The organism is Streptomyces sp. DS1-CR2 (genome assembly GCF_055760475.1).
The window spans coordinates 8,809,727-8,826,053 of record NZ_CM147085.1 but is presented as its reverse complement, the minus strand read 5'-3'; the positions used below and the strand labels follow the sequence as shown (position 1 = coordinate 8,826,053).

Sequence of the window (16,327 nt, the reverse complement as noted above, 5' to 3'; positions counted from 1 at the left end):
CTTACGCGGCTCGAGTGCGGGCGCTTCCAGTGCCGGTGCCGGTGCCGGTGTGTGAGCCTGCGGGGTGAGCGGCGGGCCGGTCCGCAGCCGACGCGATGCCGGGCTGCAGCCCGACCAGCGCTCCGACGGGGGGCACTGCGGCGGGTCGGGCGAAGGTGCGTCGGGACATGGGCGTTCGCAACGGTGTCGCCTCCAGGCCTGACGGATGCGCGTCGCGGGGTGCGCCGGTAGGCAGGACAGCCCCACAACTCAGGTGTCAGGGAAGAGAAAAATCGTCGGGGCATAGGCCTATCACTCGCCGTTCGGGACCCTCAAGGGTTCGTACCAGTGAAAGTTGTTCACGTACTCGATCAACTGGCCTATCGAAGCGTCACTGGCGCATCCAAGCGGTCAATTGACATGTTTCGCGCCCAAAAGCCCCACGTAGATTCATGTACATAAACTCAAACGATCTCTCGCAGAGGTATTGCCCTCGCGCCCCAGAGCCTCCTAGAGTCACGCACGCCGCCAGTCGAATCGATTCGACGACAGCGGACAGCGCCGCGGGAGCGGCCGGAACCAGAACGGCCAGGACGACCAGGACCGGACCGCAAAGGAGCGGGAATGGCCACGATCAAAGACGTCGCCGAACGCGCGGGCGTCGCGCCCAGCACCGTCAGCTACGTCCTCAGCGGCTCCCGCAAGATCTCTGAGGACACCCGGCGCGCGGTACAGGCCGCCATCGCCGAGCTCGGCTACCACCCCCGGGCCAGCGCCCGCACCCTGCGCAGTGCCCGTAGCGACGTTCTCGCCCTGGCCGTCCCCCGCGTGCCCGGCGAATACCGGTCGGTGGACGGCCGGTTCGCCATCGACATCAGCGATGCCGCCCGCAGTCACGGCTACGACCTGCTGCTGATGACCGACCTGGACGGGGTCGGCGGGCTGCGCCGGGTGGCCGGCAGCGGCCTGGCGGACGCGGCGGTCCTGATGGCGGTGGAGGAGCAGGACCCCCGTATCGGCGCCATGCGCGAACTGGGTTTCCCCACCGCGCTGCTGGGCCGCGGCGACGACGACTCGGCGCTGCCCTGGGTCGACCTCGACTGGGAGGCCGCCGTCAACCTCGCCTTGCGCGAGACCGCCGCGGCCCGCCACCGGCACATCATCTTCCTCGCCTCGGCCGACCACGAGATCGAGGCCCGCCGCGGCTACGCCGTCCACGGCCTCGACGGCGCCCGGCGTGCCGCGAAGGAGACGGGCGCGGACATCCGGGTGCACCCCTCGAGCAGCGACCCCGACGTGCTGCGGCGCCGAGTGCGCGACATGCTGGGCGCGCGGCCCGCCCCGACCGCGCTGGTCGTCCAGCACCTGCACCGCCTCCCCCACCTGCTTGCCGAAGTGGCCGCGGCAGATCTACGGATCCCCGAGGACCTCGCCGTCGTGCCCGTCGGCACCCTCCCCGACGACCTGGGCGGACGGCTCCTGCCACGTATCGAACTGCCCGTCGCAGAGATGTCCCTGGCAGTCGTCGAACTCGCGGTCAAGGCGATTGCCGCCGCGCCCCCCGGCCATGGGACCCAGACCCATCCGGCCCCCGGCCTCTCCCCTCACCGCCTGATCGAGCCGCAGATGGCGCCCGGGATCACCATCGCGCCGCCGAAACGGCACGCCTGAGCGCCGTCCCGACGATGCGGCGGCCGCGAGCCGCGAACCACAGGCAAAGAACCGCTCGCAAGACGCTCACGCCGCAACGCACTGCCGCGCACCATCCCCGAACCGCACGGCAAGACTCTCAACTCCCCGAGCCGCAGCCCCGATTGGAGAACCGCTCGTGCACTACCGCGCAGAGCGCAGACTGCCACCCGCCATAGCCGCAAGCCTCGCGGTAGCCACGGCCGCGTCGCTGGGCCTCACCGGGTGCGCCGCCACACCGGCCGCCGACACCGTCACCGTGCTCAACTCGGCCACGGACACCGCCGAGCACACCGCCAACCAGAAATTCTTCGATCGCTGCGCTGGGCCCCTCGGGCTGAAGGTCGAGCAGATCAGCGTGCCCGCGGACCAGGTCGCGTCGAAGGCGCTCCGGATGGCCTCGTCCAAGTCACTCACCGACATCCTGGAGCTGGACGGGTCCGAGCTGCCGCAGTTCGCCGGGACCGAGGGCCTGCGCCCGCTCAAGGAAGTCGGCGTCGACACGTCCGGGTTCTCCGGCAGCGCCACCTCCCTCGGCTCGTACGACGGCACCCAGTACGGCATCGCGCGCTCCGTCAACTCCCTGGCCCTGATCTACAACACCAAGCTCCTCAAGAAGGCCGGGGTCGAGCCGCCCACCACCTGGGCCGAGCTGAAGACCGCCGCGAAGAAGATGACTCGCGGCACCACCTACGGAATGGCGTTCAGCGCGAGCCCCAACGCCGACGGGGTGTACCAGTTCCTGCCGTTCTTCTGGTCCGGCGGCGGTGACGAGGCGAAGCTCGACAACGGCAAGGGCGAAGCCGCACTCCAGCTGTGGAAGGACCTGGTCTCGGACGGATCCGCCTCGAAGTCCGTCGTCAACTGGAACCAGCAGGACGTCAACGACCAGTTCGTGGCAGGCCGCGCCGCCATGATGATCAACGGGCCGTGGCAGGTGCCGGTGCTCGACGCCCAGAAGAAGGTGGACTGGGCGGTCGCCCGCATCCCGGTGCCCGAGGCCGGACAGGACGCGATCCCACCGATCGGCGGCACCGTGATGGCCGTGCCGAAGAACGAGGACAGAACCCGCGAGAAGAACGCGGGGAAGATCCTCAACTGCCTCAACTCCCAGAAGAACCAGCTCCAGTGGGGCGAGTCCGTCAACAACGTACCCACACGGGCCGCCGCCGCACGGGCCTACGCCGAGCAGAACCCCAAGCTCGCCGCCTTCGCCGACCTGGTCACCACCGCCCGCTCCCGGACCGCCGAGGTCGGCACCCGCTGGCCGGTGGTCGGCGACGCGCTCGCGGGTGCCTTCCAGTCGGTACTGACCGGCAGGACCAGCCCCGAACAGGCCCTGCACCGCGCCCAGCAACAGGCCTCCACGGGGAAGTGAGGAACCGGATATGAGCACCTTCGCCTCCACCGCCCCGGCCGCCAAGACCTCCGGCTCCCCGGCCACCCCCGCGCGGGCCGGCTCCGGCACCCGCCGCCGCGGGCTGCTCCGGTGGCTCTTCGTCGCCCCCGCGCTCGCCTACATGGCCCTCTTCTTCGGCTACCCGCTCGTCCGCAACATCGTGATGAGCTTCCAGCACTACACGCCCAAGACGTATTTCACCGGCGAGGCACCGTTCAACGGCCTGGACAACTGGCGGGCCGTCTTCGCCAACGAGCTGTTCGCCGGCTCCCTGTGGCACACGGCGCTCTTCACAGCCGGCTCCCTGCTCGGCCAGTTCACCATCGGCCTGGCCCTCGCCGTCTTCTTCTCCCGCCGCTTCCGGCTCTCCGGCTTCGTCCGCGCGATCCTGCTGCTGCCCTGGCTGGTGCCCATGGTCGTGTCCGCCGTCGTCTGGCGGCGCATCCTCGACCAGGACCACGGCATGCTCAACAGCGCCCTGCACGCCGTCGGCCTGACCGAGGGCGGCGTGCCGTGGCTCAACAGCCCCGGGGTGGCGCTGCTTTCGGCGATCCTGGTCAACATCTGGATCGGCATCCCGTTCAACATGGTGATCCTCTACGGCGGCCTCCAGGAGATCCCGCGCGAGCTCTACGAGGCATCGTCACTGGACGGGGCGAGCCCCTGGCGGACCTTCCGCAGCGTCACCCTGCCGATGCTGCGCCCGGTCGTCACCGTCGTCCTCGTTCTGGGCTTCATGTCCACGGTGAAGATCCTCGACCTGATCCTCGCGCTGACCTCGGGCGGACCCGCGGACTCCACACAGACCCTGGGCACCGTGACGTACCAACTCTCGTTCCTCCAGCTCGACTTCGGCCAGGGCGCCGTCGTGGGCAATGTCCTCATCCTCATCAGCGCGGTCTTCGCCGTGCTGTATCTGCGGGCCAACCGCGCCGACTTCGGAAAGGGGCTGTGACCGACCGTGAACCCGAACTCGAACCGTCGCCGCCTGCGGGCCGCCTGGAACACCACCGCCGCGCTGCTGATCCTCGCCGTCCTGCTCTTCCCGGTCTACTGGATGCTCAACACCGCGCTCCAGCCCGAGTCGAGCGTCGCCGCGACCAAGTGGTTCCCCGCCTCTCCCAGCCTGGAGAACTTCGACACGGCGTTCTCCAGTCAGGGCGGCTCGCTGCTGACCAGCTTCGTCGTCGCCCTCGGCGCCGTCGCCGTATGCCTCGCGCTCGCCGCGCCCGCCGCATACGGACTCGCCCAGTTCGGGCTGCGCGGCGGCCGGGGCATCGTGTTCACCACGCTGATCACGCAGATGGTGCCGGGCATCGTCATCGCCAACGCCCTCTACAGCGCGTACGCGGAACTGGGCCTGGTCAACTCCTACCTGGGGCTGATCCTCGCCGACGCCTCGCTCGGCCTGCCGTTCGCGATCGTGCTGCTGCGGGCCTTCATGGTGTCCATACCGAATGAGGTCGTCGAGGCGGCGATGGTCGACGGCGCCAACCGCTTCACCGCGTTTGTCCGCATCGTGCTGCCGATGAGCCGCAACGCTCTCATCACCGCCGGGCTCTTCACCTTCCTGTTCGCCTGGTCGGACTTCATGTTCGCGCTGACCCTCAACACCAGTGACGACGTCAAGCCGATCACGCTGGGCATCTACCAGTTCGTCGGCGCGCATGTCAGCGACTGGGGCGCGGTCATGGCCACCGCGGTGCTGTCCGCGGTACCCGCGGCGATCCTGCTGGTCGTAGCCCAGAAGTACATCTCCGCCGGGATCACCGGCGGGTCCATCAAGTAATGGCACATAGCGATAAGGGCTTCAGCCGCATGAGCACCCCCGCATTCCCGGAATTCCCCAACGGCTTCTTCTTCGGCGCCGCCACGGCGAGCTACCAGATCGAGGGGGCCTACAGGGAGGGCGGCAGAGGGCCGTCCATCTGGGACACCTTCTGCCGCGAGCCCGGACGCGTGGCCGGCGGCGCCACCGGCGACATCGCCTGCGACCACTACCACCGCTACCGCGAGGACGTGGCTCTGCTGCGCGGCCTCGGTGTCGACAGCTACCGCTTCTCCGTCGCCTGGCCGCGCATCCAGCCCGACGGCACAGGACCGGCCAACGCGGCCGGACTGGACTTCTACGACCGGCTGGTCGACGAGTTGCTGGCCTCCGGGATCTCCCCCGCCACCACCCTCTACCACTGGGACCTCCCCCAGGCTCTGGAGGACCGTGGCGGCTGGCGGGTACGGGAAACTGCGGAGCGCTTCGCGGACTACGCCGGCCTTGTCGTGGAGCGGCTCGGCGACCGGGTAGGCCGCTGGATCACCCTCAACGAGCCGTTCTGCAGCGCCTTCGTCGGCTACGCCGCGGGCGCCCACGCCCCCGGTGCACGGGAGGGCCGTGGCGCGCTCGCCGCCGCCCACCACCTCCTCGTCGGCCACGGCCTCGCCGTCCGCGCCCTGCGCGAGGCCGGCGCCCAGGAGGTCGGGATCACGCTCAACCCGGACCGGCTGCTCGCCGCCACCCCGGGTTCGCCGGCCGACCTCGCCGCCGTGCGCCGGGCCGAGACCCTGCACAACGAGGTGTGGCTGGACCCGCTGTTCGCCGGGCGCTATCCGCAGCATGAAGCCGAGACCTGGGGCGAGCCGGCCAACGGCTGGAACCGACCTGACAGTTCATACGGGCTCGACGGTTCATACGGTCTCGACACTTCGTTCCGGCTCGACACTTCGTACCGTCTCGAAGGCGACCTCGAACTGATCGCCGCCCCACTCGACTTCGTCGGCATCAACTACTACCGGCCGATCACCATCGCCGACGCCCCGCACCGCGACCCGGACCCGGCGACCCGTACGGCCGTCGACATCCGGGTCACCGAGACCTGGCGCGACGACGTACGGCACACCACCATGGGCTGGCCGGTCGTCCCGCACACCTTCACGGACCTGCTGGTCGACCTGACCAAGCGCTACCCCGAGCTGCCCCCGCTGGTCATCACCGAGAACGGCTCGGCCGAGGCCGACACGGTCACGGACGACCGCCGGGTCCACGACACGGACCGCATCGAGTACCTCCGTAGCCACCTGGAAGCCCTCTCCGCCGCCCTTCGCGCCGGCGTCGACGTGCGCGGCTACTACGTGTGGTCGCTGCTCGACAACTTCGAGTGGGCCCGTGGTTACGGCCAACGGTTCGGCATCGTCCGGGTCGACTACGACACCCAGGAGCGCATCCCCAAGGACAGCTACCGCTGGTTCCGGGACCTGATCGCCACCCACCGCGCGCGAACCACCACCGCTGACAAGGACCACCGATGAAGTTCACCGACGGCTACTGGCTGATGCGCGAGGGCGTCCGGGCGTCGTACGCCACCGAGACCGCCGAGGCGCGCGTCGACGGCGACCGGCTCACCCTGTACGCCCCGGTGCGGCGGGTGGAGGAACGGGGCCACACCCTCAACAGCCCGCTCCTGACCGTCGAATGCTGGTCGCCCGCCGAGGGCGTGATCGGCGTCCGCTCCACCCACCACGCGGGCGCCGCCGCACACGGCCCCGACTTCGCCCTGCGCACCGACCCCGACCACACCGCGAAGATCACCCGGGACGGGTCCCTGCTGGAGCTGACCAGCGGGGAGCTGTCCCTGCGGGTGGACACCGCCGCACCCTGGCGCCTGGACTTCACCGCCGAGGGCCGCGTCCTCACCTCCGCCGGGTCCCGCGGCACCGGCTTCGCCCTCACCGGCGACGGCCGCCACCACTCGCTGGCCCAACTGTCCCTGGGTGTCGGTGAATTGGTCTACGGGCTCGGCGAGCGCTTCACCCCGTTCACCAGGAACGGCCAGAGTGTGGACATCTGGCAGGCCGACGGCGGTACGGCCAGTGAGCAGGCGTACAAGAACATCCCCTTCCATCTCACCAACCGGGGCTACGGCGTCTTCGTCAACCACCCCGGCCACGTCTCGTACGAGATCGGGTCCGAGGCAGTGGGGCAGGTGCAGTTCAGCGTCGAGGACCAGTCGCTGGAGTACTACGTCATCCACGGCCCGACGCCCAAGGACATCCTGGACCGCTACACCGCCCTCACCGGCCGCCCGGCGCTGCCGCCCGCCTGGTCGTTCGGGCTGTGGCTGTCCACGTCCTTCACCACCTCGTACGACGAGGAGACGGTCAACCGGTTCGTCCGCGGCATGTCGGAGCGCGGCATCCCGCTCGGCGTCTTCCACTTCGACTGCTTCTGGATGCGCGAGTACCAGTGGTGCGACTTCACCTGGGACCCCGGCGTCTTCCCGGACCCGGGGGGCATGCTGCGCCGCCTCAAGGACGACCAGGGGCTGCGCATCTCGTTGTGGATCAACCCGTACATCGGCCAGAAGTCCCCCCTCTTCACAGAAGCGATGCGCCATGGCTACCTGGTGCGCAGGGCCAACGGCGATGTGTGGCAGTGGGACTTGTGGCAGGCGGGCATGGCGCTGGTCGACTTCACCAACCCTGAGGCGCGGGAGTGGTACGCGGGCAAGTTGCGCGGTCTTGTGGCGCAGGGCGTGGACTGCTTCAAGACCGACTTCGGCGAGCGCATTCCGACGGACGTGGTGTGGTACGACGGTTCCGACCCGGAGCGCATGCACAACTACTACACCCAGCTCTACAACGAAACCGTCTTCGAAGTGCTGAGCGAGGCGCGGGGAACCGACGAGGCTGTGCTCTTCGCGCGGTCCGCGACCGCGGGCGGGCAGCAGTTCCCGGTCCACTGGGGCGGCGACTGCGAGTCCCACTTCGGGGCGATGGCCGAATCGCTGCGCGGCGGCCTGTCGCTCGGCCTGTCCGGCTTCGGCTTCTGGAGCCACGACATCGGCGGCTTCGAGGGCACGCCGACGGCCGAAGTCTTCAAGCGGTGGGTGCAGTTCGGCCTGCTGTCCTCGCACAGCAGGCTGCACGGCAGCAGGTCGTACCGCGTGCCGTGGGAGTTCGACGAGGAGGCCGTGACGGTCACCCGCGACTTCACGCGGCTCAAGCACCGCCTCATGCCGTATCTCTTCCGCGCGGCCCAGCAGGCGCGGGAGCGGGGCACGCCGGTGATGCGCGCCATGCTGCTCGAGTTCCCCGAGGACCCGGCGTGCCACGCCCTCGACCGGCAGTACATGCTCGGCGAGGACCTGCTCGTCGCCCCGGTGTTCTCGGCGGAGGGGACTGTCGAGTACTACGTGCCTGACGGAACGTGGACCCATCTGCTGTCGGGTGAGCGGGTCCGGGGGCCCGGCTGGCGACGCGAGCGGTACGGGTTCGACAGCCTGCCGCTGCTGGCCCGCCCCGGCTCGGTGATCCCGTTCGGGGAGAGTGACGACAGCGCGGTGTACGACTGGGCGCACGGGGTGACGCTGCGTGTCCACGACCCGTCGGACGGCATGATGACGGTCACTCGGATCCCTGCCGCGGATGGTTCCACGGCAGTCACCTTCCGCACGCGGCGGGAGGGCGACGTCATCACGGTCGAGACCGAGGGCGAGGGCGCCCAAGTGCCGTGGCGGGTCCTGCTCGTCGGCATCGAAGCCGCCGGCGAGCACTCCGAGCAGACCACCGTCGGCACCCTGATCACGGCCGCGCCCGGCGTCACGACGGTCTCGGCGCTTCTCCTGGAGGCGGACTCGACGTAGCTGCCTGAAGGGGAGCGGCTAGTGGGCGGTCACTCCCCCTCGGGCCGCCAGTCAAGGAGTTTGACCTTGCCGACGCTGTCGACGTGGGTGTGCATGGCCCGGGCCGCGTCTTCGGGTGGGCCGGCCCTCACGGCGTCGGCGACGAGTTGATGCTGTTCGAGTGACTGGGCAGGGCGGCCGGGCTGGCGCTGACCGCCAACACCCAGGCTGTGCCGGTCAGTTCGTGCGCCCGGGATCCGTCTCGTGGCCGTCGGCATCCGGCGGAGCATCCTGCCGCCCGCCCTCGCCGACGGGCTCGGCGTCGAGCGTTACGCCGTTCGTCCGCAGCATGTGTCTGACGTCCAGGATCAGTGGGAACACTTCGTGGTTCCGGTCCTCACCCTGTTCGTCCCAGGCTCGCTGCTCGGCCTCGACCGCCATCCGGTCCTGGGCGAACACCCGTTCAGTGAAACGGCGGATGAGCGGCCATGCCAGGTGGAGCACCCCGGGGACCGGCGGCTTCGCGATCATCAGCAGGCCGTAGGCGTGGTTGATGCGCTGTTCGGCGTCCTCCGGCACGTAGGCCGCCCAGAGGGAGAACGACGGGAGTTCGGCGCCGTCGGGGACGGCTTGCAGGGTCTGGTACGGGTACTGGGTGCGGATGGTGATCTCGTCGGGTGTCTGCTGTCCACCGAGCCCTTCGGCGGACAGCAGTCCGGCACCGCGGTCCTTCTTGCCCCCGGCGGGGACGAAGAGGTAGCGGGCCTCGACGAACTGCGGGCCGGTCTCGTACCCCAGCAGCTCGGGCTGAATTCTGCCCAGCACGCTGCGGTGCAGGAACTGGTGGTTCATGTCGAGCAGGTTCTCGTGCATGAACGAGTAGTGGCAGCGCACGGTGCGCGAGAAGGTCATGGTCCGGTGCGTGGCCGCGCCGAACTCCGGCAGCGCCGGGAACGGCGCCGACTCGGCCTTCTCGGGGTCACCGGGGAAGACGAACACCAGGCCGAACGCCTCGCGGACCGGGTACGACCGCACTCCGCGCGGCGGCCGCTCGCACCCCTTGGGCAGGTACGGGATCTGCGAGATGCGGCCGTTTCCGCGGTAGGACCAGGCGTGGTAGCAGCAGCGCAGGGCGTCCCCCTCGACGACTCCGAGGCTCAGCGGCACCTGGCGGTGCGCGCACCGGTCCTCCAGGGCGTAGACCCTTCCGCTCCGGCCGCGGTAGAGCGCGATCCGTTGTCCGGCGAAGACGGCGGCGAAGGTGCGCTCCCTGCGCACGGCCCGCGACCGGGCCACGGGATACCAGTAATCCGGGTCGATCCCGATGCGCCGCAGGTCGGCGACGGCCTCTCCGCGTTCGTCCACCGGACGCCGGGGAAAGCCCGCCGGTCCGTCGGCGCTGTACCCGTCCGTTCGGGGAAGGGCCTCGGTCATGTACTGCTCCCTTGCGCTGGAGCCGGCAGGACAGGGAAGCACCAAGCTCCCCGGAGGGGTACGCGCGTGGCGCGGCCGGCCTGTCCCATGCCGAGCCTTTGGGTTCCGTTGGCTGCCGGTCAGCGGGCACGCCGTCGGCGGCATCGGTTCGGTCCGAGCCACCGGAGGCCGAGGGTGCTCCGCATGCCGCAGCGGGACTCCATTTCTCCACGGTGGTAGCAGGCGGCCCGAACGGCAACTGCGACAGCGCGCATCGCCGGTCCGTCCGGGCGCGGCAGGCCCGAGCACGACGAGGTGCGTCCACTACTGGACCGGACGCACCCGCAGGCCGGGAGACGGCCCTCCTCCTACTCCATTTGCCTGTTCGGCTCCCCTGGGCGCGGTACTGAGCTTCGCCGTTCCCCGTCCACGCGTTGACGCCGTGCGATCGTGCAGCGTCAGAGCGACGCGACCAAAGGAACGTATGAACGAGACCGTTACAATTCCCAACAGAACGGCCGAGGCCGGGAATGATCGCGGCTCCCCCAGGGCGAACGCGACGGTGCACGACCGGGCAGAGCTGGACTTGCTCCTGAGATCAGCCCTCGCCCTCGAACACGCCACCATTCCCCCGTACCTTTGCGCGATGTTCTCCCTCAAAGACGGAAAGAACCGAGAGGTCGAACGCATCATCCGCAGCGTCGTCATGCAAGAGATGCTGCACCTGGCACTGATCGGAAACATCATGAACTCGATCGGTACCACCCCCAGGTTCGACGACCCGGACCTGGTTCCCGTCTACCCGGGGCGGCTGCCCGGCGGGGTCCTGCCCGACCTGGAGGTCTCGCTCGGCGCCTGCTCGATCGAACGGGTACGCCAGGTCTTCATGGGCATCGAGCGGCCCGAGGACCCGCTCGCCCCGGCCGGCCAAAGAGCGCTCAAGGCCATCTCTGGTTACAACCCTCAGCTGGACGAGCACGGGAACATCCAGAACCTCGACGAAGAGGCCCTCGACGCCCCTCGAAAGTTCTTCGCCCTGGCCGACTACGACGCCACCACCGTCGGCGGGTTCTACCAGCACATCGCACAGGTGCTGACCGATCTCGACGAGAGTGACGAGAATCTGTTCAGCGGCGATCCAGACAGACAGGTCAGCTGGCCGCACGCCCCCGGACGGCTGTACCGGGTGACCAATCTGCAGACAGCGTGCTGGGCCATCCTCGAGATCATCGACCAGGGCGAGGGCCACGCCCAGGACCCGACCGTGGGCCCGCTACCGGGAAGGGCGTCATGACCAGCACCGAACAGGACGGGGCCGCCGGCGGGCCCGACCGTCGTACCGCTCTGCAACTGGCGGCCGCTGCCGCTGTGTCGGGGGTGCTCGTCACCAGCGCAGGGGCACCGGCCTCGGCGTCGGCCGTCACCGAACCGTCGCCCGTCACCGAACCATCGGCGGCCGACGGACCACTACCGGCCGTCCAGGCCGAGCCGGGTGCGGATGAGCTGGCGCACTACTACCGGTTCTGGGAGATCGTGCAAGGGCGCCAGCTGGTCAAGACGCACGGCTACTGGGCGTTCGACGGGCGGCGGATCCCGTTCGATCCGAGCGGTGTGCATCGCCTGGTCGAGAATCCCGACACCAAGCGGCTGGAGGAGGGCTCGGCAGCGCGCACAGCGTCCGAACAGTGCGATCGCGCCTACACCGAGATGCTCAGGACGCTCAACCGCGTGTTCGACGGCCACCCCGAAGAGCTCCGCCGGGCCGAGACGCAGATGGAAGCCCTCGGTGAGCAGGCCCGTGCGCTGATGCGGATGCCGAGCGCCCCCGGCGCGAAGACCTTCCTGGCCCCCGCCTTCCAGCTGACCGAGGACCGCTGAGGAGGATGTGTCCACGGGTCCCACTGCGGATGCGTCCACGGTGACGACGCCTGCGCTCGCGGTGCCTGGTCCGGTCACCAGCCCTACGTTGGTGACATGGCAGTGATGACCGCTAAACGTCCGGGAGCGCAGGCTCGGGTTCGCGTCGTGGACGTCTTGTTGGCGGCCGTGCTCTTTGTGCTGTCGATGGTGGCGGTCTCGATCGTTCATGAGGAGCATCGGATCTCCATCCGATGGCAGGCCGTGGTGCTCGTCGGGACCAGCTGCTTCGCGCTGGTGTGGCGGCGCCGCCACCCCTTCGGCGTACTCGTCGTGGCCGTCGGCTGCGGGGTGGTGCTTCAGGCGCTCGGATTCCGGGAGGGTCCACTGGGGACGAGCTCGGTCATCCTGTCCGTGTACACCGTCGCCGCGTGCACCGACCGGCGCACCACCTGGACAACAGCGTGCATGTCGGCGACCGTGCTGGTGGGAGCGGCCATTGTGACCGAACGGTCGTGGCTCTCCCCGGACAACGCGGCGATGCTGGCATGGACGGCTCTGCCGGCGGCGGTCGGGGACGGAGTGCGATCGCGCAGGGCCTATGTGGCTGCCGTGGAAGAGCGGGCGGAGCACGCGGAACGCACCCGCGAGCAGGAGGCCCGGCAGCGGGTGGCGGCCGAACGGATGCGGATCGCACGTGAGTTGCACGACGTCGTGGCCCACCACATCGCCCTGATCAACGCCCAGGCGGGCGTCGCCGTCCATCTTGTGGAGCAGCGGCCCGAACACGTACTCACGGCCCTGGAGGGGATCCGCGACGTGAGTCAGTCCGCGCTCGACGAGCTGCGGGTGACCGTGAGCCTGCTGCGGCAGCCGGACGAGACAGCCGCGCCCCGTGATCCGACGCCGGGCATGGGTCACGTACCCGACCTCCTGGCGTCCTTCGAACGTGCTGGGCTTGCTGTCAAACAGACGCTGAGCGGCGACGCCAAACCCCTGCCACCGGCGGCCGACCTGGCGGCGTACCGCATCATTCAGGAGGCCCTGACCAACGTGCGCAAGCACTCGGGTGTGGACCAGGCCCGACTCGACTTGTCCTACCTCCCGAACCTGCTGACGATCACTGTGCAGGACGACGGACCCTCGCAGCCCGCCCGTTCCGACCCGGGAAAGGGCCACGGGCTGATCGGGATGCGTGAGCGGGCCGGCACAGTCGGAGGCAGGGTGCAAGCGGGACCGCGCGCCGAAGGCGGTTTCACCGTGACTGCCGAGCTGCCGCTGCTGTCCGGCACCGGCGAAGGCGAACCGGCGTCGGCGGGTACCGACGAGACGGCTTCGAGTGGCACCGCCGAGGAGGGACGAGCGTGACGATCCGTGTCCTTCTCGCCGATGACCAGGCTCTGCTGCGGGGCACCTTCAAGATGCTGTTCGATTCGGCGGACGACATGGAAACCGTGGGGGAAGCCGAGAACGGCAGGGAGGCCGTGGACCTCTGCGAAGAGCTCCAGCCGGACGTGGTCCTGATGGATATCCGCATGCCCGAGATGGACGGCCTCGACGCCACGCGCCTCATCAGTGAGTCCGAGGACCTCGCCGGGGTGAAAGTCCTGATCCTCACCACCTTCGAGGACGACGAGCACGTCGCCGAGGCGCTGCGTGCGGGGGCGAGCGGCTTTCTCGGCAAGGGTGTGCGGCCGGAGGTCCTGCTCGAAGCCGTCCGCACGGTGGCCGCCGGTGAGGCGCTGCTCTCCCCCGTGGCGACCCGCGCGCTGATTTCCCGTTTTCTGGCGCAGCCCGAGCTGTATCCGGCCGTCGTCCAGGAACGCCTGCAGTACCTGACGCCACGGGAGCGCGATGTGATGTGTCTGGTGGCGCTGGGCCTATCGAACGAAGATATTGCCGAACGTTTGTTCGTAAGCCCGCTGACCGCAAAGACGCACGTCAACCGCGCCATGACCAAGCTGGCGGCACGTGACCGGGCCCAGCTCGTGGTCATGGCCTACCAGTGCGGCCTGGTCAGCCCAGCAGTGGAACCGGCCGGCCCACAGGCCTGAAGGGCCCGCCCGGAGCAGGCGGGACGGCGTCGGCCGTACGCCCGGGCATCGGATACCACGGATGCAGTAGACGCGATTCGCTCCAGGGGGACGACGCGTGATCGCCCCGCGTCGGCCACATTGAACGTATGAAGGAAGCAGGTCTTCGAGCCCCAGTGCCCCGCGGCACGACCGCCTCGGCGCCTGCCCGCCTCATGTGTCGCAGCTGCGCGATTCCGCGCTTGTGCGGTGGCCAGGAGAGGACTCGACATGTTCAGTAACGCCCAGGAATGCCACACCACCCGTGAACGGCTGGCCGGTTACACGCTCGACGCGCTCGCCGAGGAAGAGGCCCGCGCCGTCACCGCCCACTTGGCGACCTGTTCCGCGTGCCGGGACGAGCACTACTGCCTGGCGGCGGTGGCCGCTCACCTGATTCCTCTCCGGGAGGCGCTGGCCGACGAGTCTCGCCGCAGCATGCCCCGTCGGCGCCGCCCGGCGCGGACCGAGTCGCTGACTCTCGCGCGCTGGGCGAACTGCAAGGTGCTGGCGGCGACCGGCTGAAACGCGGTGCACTGAGGGGAGGGCGTCAAGCGTCCCCCGGCAGACGCCCTCCCCCGTGCCGCTTCCGTCTCCGCATCGCATCGCATCGCATCCAGAATTCGTGACGATGCCAACAGGCCGTCCACGCAAGGCCGTTGGGCACCTGTCGGCAGGCCCGAGGATCCGGATCCGACTTCTTTTGCGGAGAGGCACAACCATCCCGATGTGTCGCGAGTCACATGAAGTAAGAGCAACAAACTCGCAAAGATCACAAGGGGGAAATATGCGATTCAGCCGACCTGTCCTGACTGGTGCAGCTCTGGCAGCCCTGGCGATCGGGGGCACGACTGCGCTGGCGGGACCCGCCTCCGCCGCGCCCAACACCACACCGCAGAAGGTCTGCGGAAGCAGCTACAAGACCGTCAACTCGGCGCCGGTCGGCTCACTGGGCACGGTCTACCTCACGTACAACGCGACGAACGGCAAGAACTGCGTCGCGACCATCCGCAACAACCCCGGCACCCGGCTGGACATGTCCGCGTGGATCTACGTCTCCGACACCGACCAGGGTGACCAGGACTACGGGCAGTACACCTCGTACGCGGGACCGATCTACGTCTACGGCAAGGCCCACTGCGTCGACTGGGGCGGCAACATCAAGAACGTGTACGTCCAGGTGACCGGGTCCAACTGTGCCGCGCTCAGGGAGCACCGGGTCACCACGACCCGCTGATCGCTCGCCGCGCGACAAGGCACAGCTGACCAACGCACCACCGACCGGCCAACGGGAAGCACTTCACCCACCGTTGGCCGGTCTCCGCGCGAAGTGCCCACAGAATCAAGCCTGTTGCAGCAGACACCCACGCGCCTACGTCGCCCGGAACCGTCCCCGCTCCACCTCGGCGACCAGCCCTCCGCCCATCAGCACGTCCAGGTGCTGCACCGCCGTCCTCCGCTCGACCGGCCTCACATGCGGCCCTTCGACGTGGGGCCGGTAGACGAGCCTGTGCTCGACGATCTCCTCGACGGTCCGCGGCTCTCCGAGGAACGTGAGCAGCGCCGCCTCGCGCTTGGCCACCACGCCGGCAAAAGCGTCGAGCCGGCGCCGGAATTCCTCGGCACCCTCGATCACGCCCTTCTGGTGGGACGTGCCGTACCAGCGGGCGTCGATCTCCCGGCACCGGCGCATCGACGCCTCGAAGTCCACGAGACTGCTGCCGGTGTCCCCGTAGTACGGACCGAACGACGTCAGGTCGATGTCCCCCACGAACAGGAAGCCGTCCGGCTCGATCAGGAAGCCGCTGTGGCCCGCGGTGTGCCCGGGCAGATGCACGACGGTCACCGTGCGGCCGCCGAGGTCGAACACGGCCCCGTCCTCGAACCCCTTCGCGTCCGGTCGTCCCTGCACATGGAACTCGTCCCGCATCATCTTGTCGACGACGACGACCTCTTCGGGCGGAAGGCCGATTCCGGCGACCAGAGCTTCACGGGATCGCAGCGCGTCGAGGTCACCTTCGTGGGTGTGGACCGGCACCTCGTAACTGCCGAGACCGGCGATGTGGTCCTCGTGCGCATGGCTCACGAGGACCAGGTCCGCGGGTGGCGCGCCTTCGACGAGCGACAACGACGGGTCGACGACCAGCGATTCGGCCGTGCCACGCACCAACAGCGTGTTGCCGTACGGGTAGGCACCTCGCTGGGCGCCCACGAGCACGCTGACGTCGCCGTATTCTGCCGCCGTGTATTCCGTGGTCCGCATTTCAAGATTCTCTCACTTTCCGGTCCGGTCTCCGGTCGAA

Annotated in this window: 15 protein-coding genes; 12 read left to right on the top strand and 3 right to left on the bottom strand. The window is 69.1% G+C overall.

Features of this window, described 5'->3' with window-relative positions; translation table 11 throughout:
- Positions 1-603 precede the first annotated feature (603 nt).
- From ACY0PA_RS41330 to yicI, 6 genes are all read left to right on the top strand, one after another.
- Positions 604-1,650 carry a LacI family DNA-binding transcriptional regulator gene (locus tag ACY0PA_RS41330; RefSeq protein WP_473082467.1) on the top strand — a complete coding sequence of 349 codons (1,047 nt, stop codon included), beginning with the start codon at positions 604-606 and terminating at the stop codon, positions 1,648-1,650.
- Between the two features lie 157 nt (positions 1,651-1,807).
- Positions 1,808-3,046 (top strand): ABC transporter substrate-binding protein, encoded by a 1,239-nt coding sequence (locus tag ACY0PA_RS41325; RefSeq protein ID WP_473082466.1) that lies wholly within the window; start codon positions 1,808-1,810, stop codon positions 3,044-3,046.
- Between the two features lie 10 nt (positions 3,047-3,056).
- Positions 3,057-4,022: a carbohydrate ABC transporter permease gene (locus ACY0PA_RS41320; protein WP_473082465.1), complete on the top strand. Its 966-nt coding sequence runs from the start codon at positions 3,057-3,059 to the stop codon at positions 4,020-4,022.
- Positions 4,023-4,028: 6 nt separating this feature from the next.
- Positions 4,029-4,856 carry a carbohydrate ABC transporter permease gene (locus tag ACY0PA_RS41315; protein WP_473082464.1) on the top strand — a complete coding sequence of 276 codons (828 nt, stop codon included), beginning with the start codon at positions 4,029-4,031 and terminating at the stop codon, positions 4,854-4,856.
- A gap of 29 nt (positions 4,857-4,885) precedes the next feature.
- Complete coding sequence (locus tag ACY0PA_RS41310; RefSeq protein WP_473082463.1) at positions 4,886-6,370, top strand: beta-glucosidase; 1,485 nt, start codon at positions 4,886-4,888, stop codon at positions 6,368-6,370.
- A complete protein-coding gene (gene yicI, locus ACY0PA_RS41305) occupies positions 6,367-8,703 on the top strand; it encodes an alpha-xylosidase (protein ID WP_473082462.1) in 2,337 nt (778 codons plus the stop codon). Before ACY0PA_RS41310 ends, yicI begins: the two co-directional genes overlap by 4 nt.
- Before the next feature lie 29 nt (positions 8,704-8,732).
- On the opposite strand, the gene ACY0PA_RS41300 is transcribed toward yicI, so the two are convergent.
- Positions 8,733-8,960, bottom strand: a complete 228-nt coding sequence (locus ACY0PA_RS41300; RefSeq protein ID WP_473082461.1) for an FCD domain-containing protein — start codon at positions 8,958-8,960, stop codon at positions 8,733-8,735.
- Positions 8,920-10,116: a Rieske 2Fe-2S domain-containing protein gene (locus tag ACY0PA_RS41295; protein WP_473082460.1), complete on the bottom strand. Its 1,197-nt coding sequence runs from the start codon at positions 10,114-10,116 to the stop codon at positions 8,920-8,922. Before ACY0PA_RS41295 ends, ACY0PA_RS41300 begins: the two co-directional genes overlap by 41 nt.
- A 463-nt stretch (positions 10,117-10,579) precedes the next feature.
- Between ACY0PA_RS41295 and ACY0PA_RS41290 the strand changes: the two genes are divergently transcribed.
- From ACY0PA_RS41290 to ACY0PA_RS41265, 6 genes are all read left to right on the top strand, one after another.
- Positions 10,580-11,389 (top strand): ferritin-like domain-containing protein, encoded by an 810-nt coding sequence (locus ACY0PA_RS41290; protein ID WP_473082459.1) that lies wholly within the window; start codon positions 10,580-10,582, stop codon positions 11,387-11,389.
- Positions 11,386-11,973: a hypothetical protein gene (locus tag ACY0PA_RS41285; RefSeq protein WP_473082458.1), complete on the top strand. Its 588-nt coding sequence runs from the start codon at positions 11,386-11,388 to the stop codon at positions 11,971-11,973. The genes ACY0PA_RS41290 and ACY0PA_RS41285 overlap by 4 nt, the downstream gene beginning before the upstream one ends.
- A gap of 147 nt (positions 11,974-12,120) precedes the next feature.
- Positions 12,121-13,320 carry a sensor histidine kinase gene (locus tag ACY0PA_RS41280; RefSeq protein WP_473082457.1) on the top strand — a complete coding sequence of 400 codons (1,200 nt, stop codon included), beginning with the start codon at positions 12,121-12,123 and terminating at the stop codon, positions 13,318-13,320.
- The gene (locus ACY0PA_RS41275; RefSeq protein ID WP_473082456.1) at positions 13,317-14,006 is read left to right on the top strand and encodes a response regulator transcription factor; all 690 of its coding nucleotides are present in this window, start codon (positions 13,317-13,319) and stop codon (positions 14,004-14,006) included. The genes ACY0PA_RS41280 and ACY0PA_RS41275 overlap by 4 nt, the downstream gene beginning before the upstream one ends.
- A gap of 249 nt (positions 14,007-14,255) precedes the next feature.
- Entirely contained in the window at positions 14,256-14,549 is a 294-nt protein-coding gene (locus ACY0PA_RS41270; RefSeq protein ID WP_473082455.1) for a zf-HC2 domain-containing protein, read from the top strand.
- 262 nt (positions 14,550-14,811) lie between these two features.
- Complete coding sequence (locus ACY0PA_RS41265) at positions 14,812-15,261, top strand: spore-associated protein (protein ID WP_473082454.1); 450 nt, start codon at positions 14,812-14,814, stop codon at positions 15,259-15,261.
- Positions 15,262-15,396: 135 nt separating this feature from the next.
- Here ACY0PA_RS41265 and ACY0PA_RS41260 read toward each other — a convergent pair whose 3' ends face one another.
- Positions 15,397-16,287: an MBL fold metallo-hydrolase gene (locus ACY0PA_RS41260; RefSeq protein ID WP_473082453.1), complete on the bottom strand. Its 891-nt coding sequence runs from the start codon at positions 16,285-16,287 to the stop codon at positions 15,397-15,399.
- Positions 16,288-16,327 lie beyond the last annotated feature (40 nt).

Bases quoted from the DNA above. Each gene is read 5' to 3' on its own strand.
- ACY0PA_RS41330 (WP_473082467.1), top strand. From the start codon at position 604: ATGGCCACGATCAAAGACGTCGCCGAACGCGCGGGCGTCGCGCCCAGC.
- ACY0PA_RS41320 (WP_473082465.1), top strand. From the start codon at position 3,057: ATGAGCACCTTCGCCTCCACCGCCCCGGCCGCCAAGACCTCCGGCTCC.
- ACY0PA_RS41310 (WP_473082463.1), top strand. From the start codon at position 4,886: ATGAGCACCCCCGCATTCCCGGAATTCCCCAACGGCTTCTTCTTCGGC.
- yicI (WP_473082462.1), top strand. From the start codon at position 6,367: ATGAAGTTCACCGACGGCTACTGGCTGATGCGCGAGGGCGTCCGGGCG.
- ACY0PA_RS41300 (WP_473082461.1), bottom strand. From the start codon at position 8,960: ATGCCGACGGCCACGAGACGGATCCCGGGCGCACGAACTGACCGGCAC.
- ACY0PA_RS41295 (WP_473082460.1), bottom strand. From the start codon at position 10,116: ATGACCGAGGCCCTTCCCCGAACGGACGGGTACAGCGCCGACGGACCG.
- ACY0PA_RS41290 (WP_473082459.1), top strand. From the start codon at position 10,580: ATGAACGAGACCGTTACAATTCCCAACAGAACGGCCGAGGCCGGGAAT.
- ACY0PA_RS41285 (WP_473082458.1), top strand. From the start codon at position 11,386: ATGACCAGCACCGAACAGGACGGGGCCGCCGGCGGGCCCGACCGTCGT.
- ACY0PA_RS41270 (WP_473082455.1), top strand. From the start codon at position 14,256: ATGTTCAGTAACGCCCAGGAATGCCACACCACCCGTGAACGGCTGGCC.
- ACY0PA_RS41265 (WP_473082454.1), top strand. From the start codon at position 14,812: ATGCGATTCAGCCGACCTGTCCTGACTGGTGCAGCTCTGGCAGCCCTG.
- ACY0PA_RS41260 (WP_473082453.1), bottom strand. From the start codon at position 16,287: ATGCGGACCACGGAATACACGGCGGCAGAATACGGCGACGTCAGCGTG.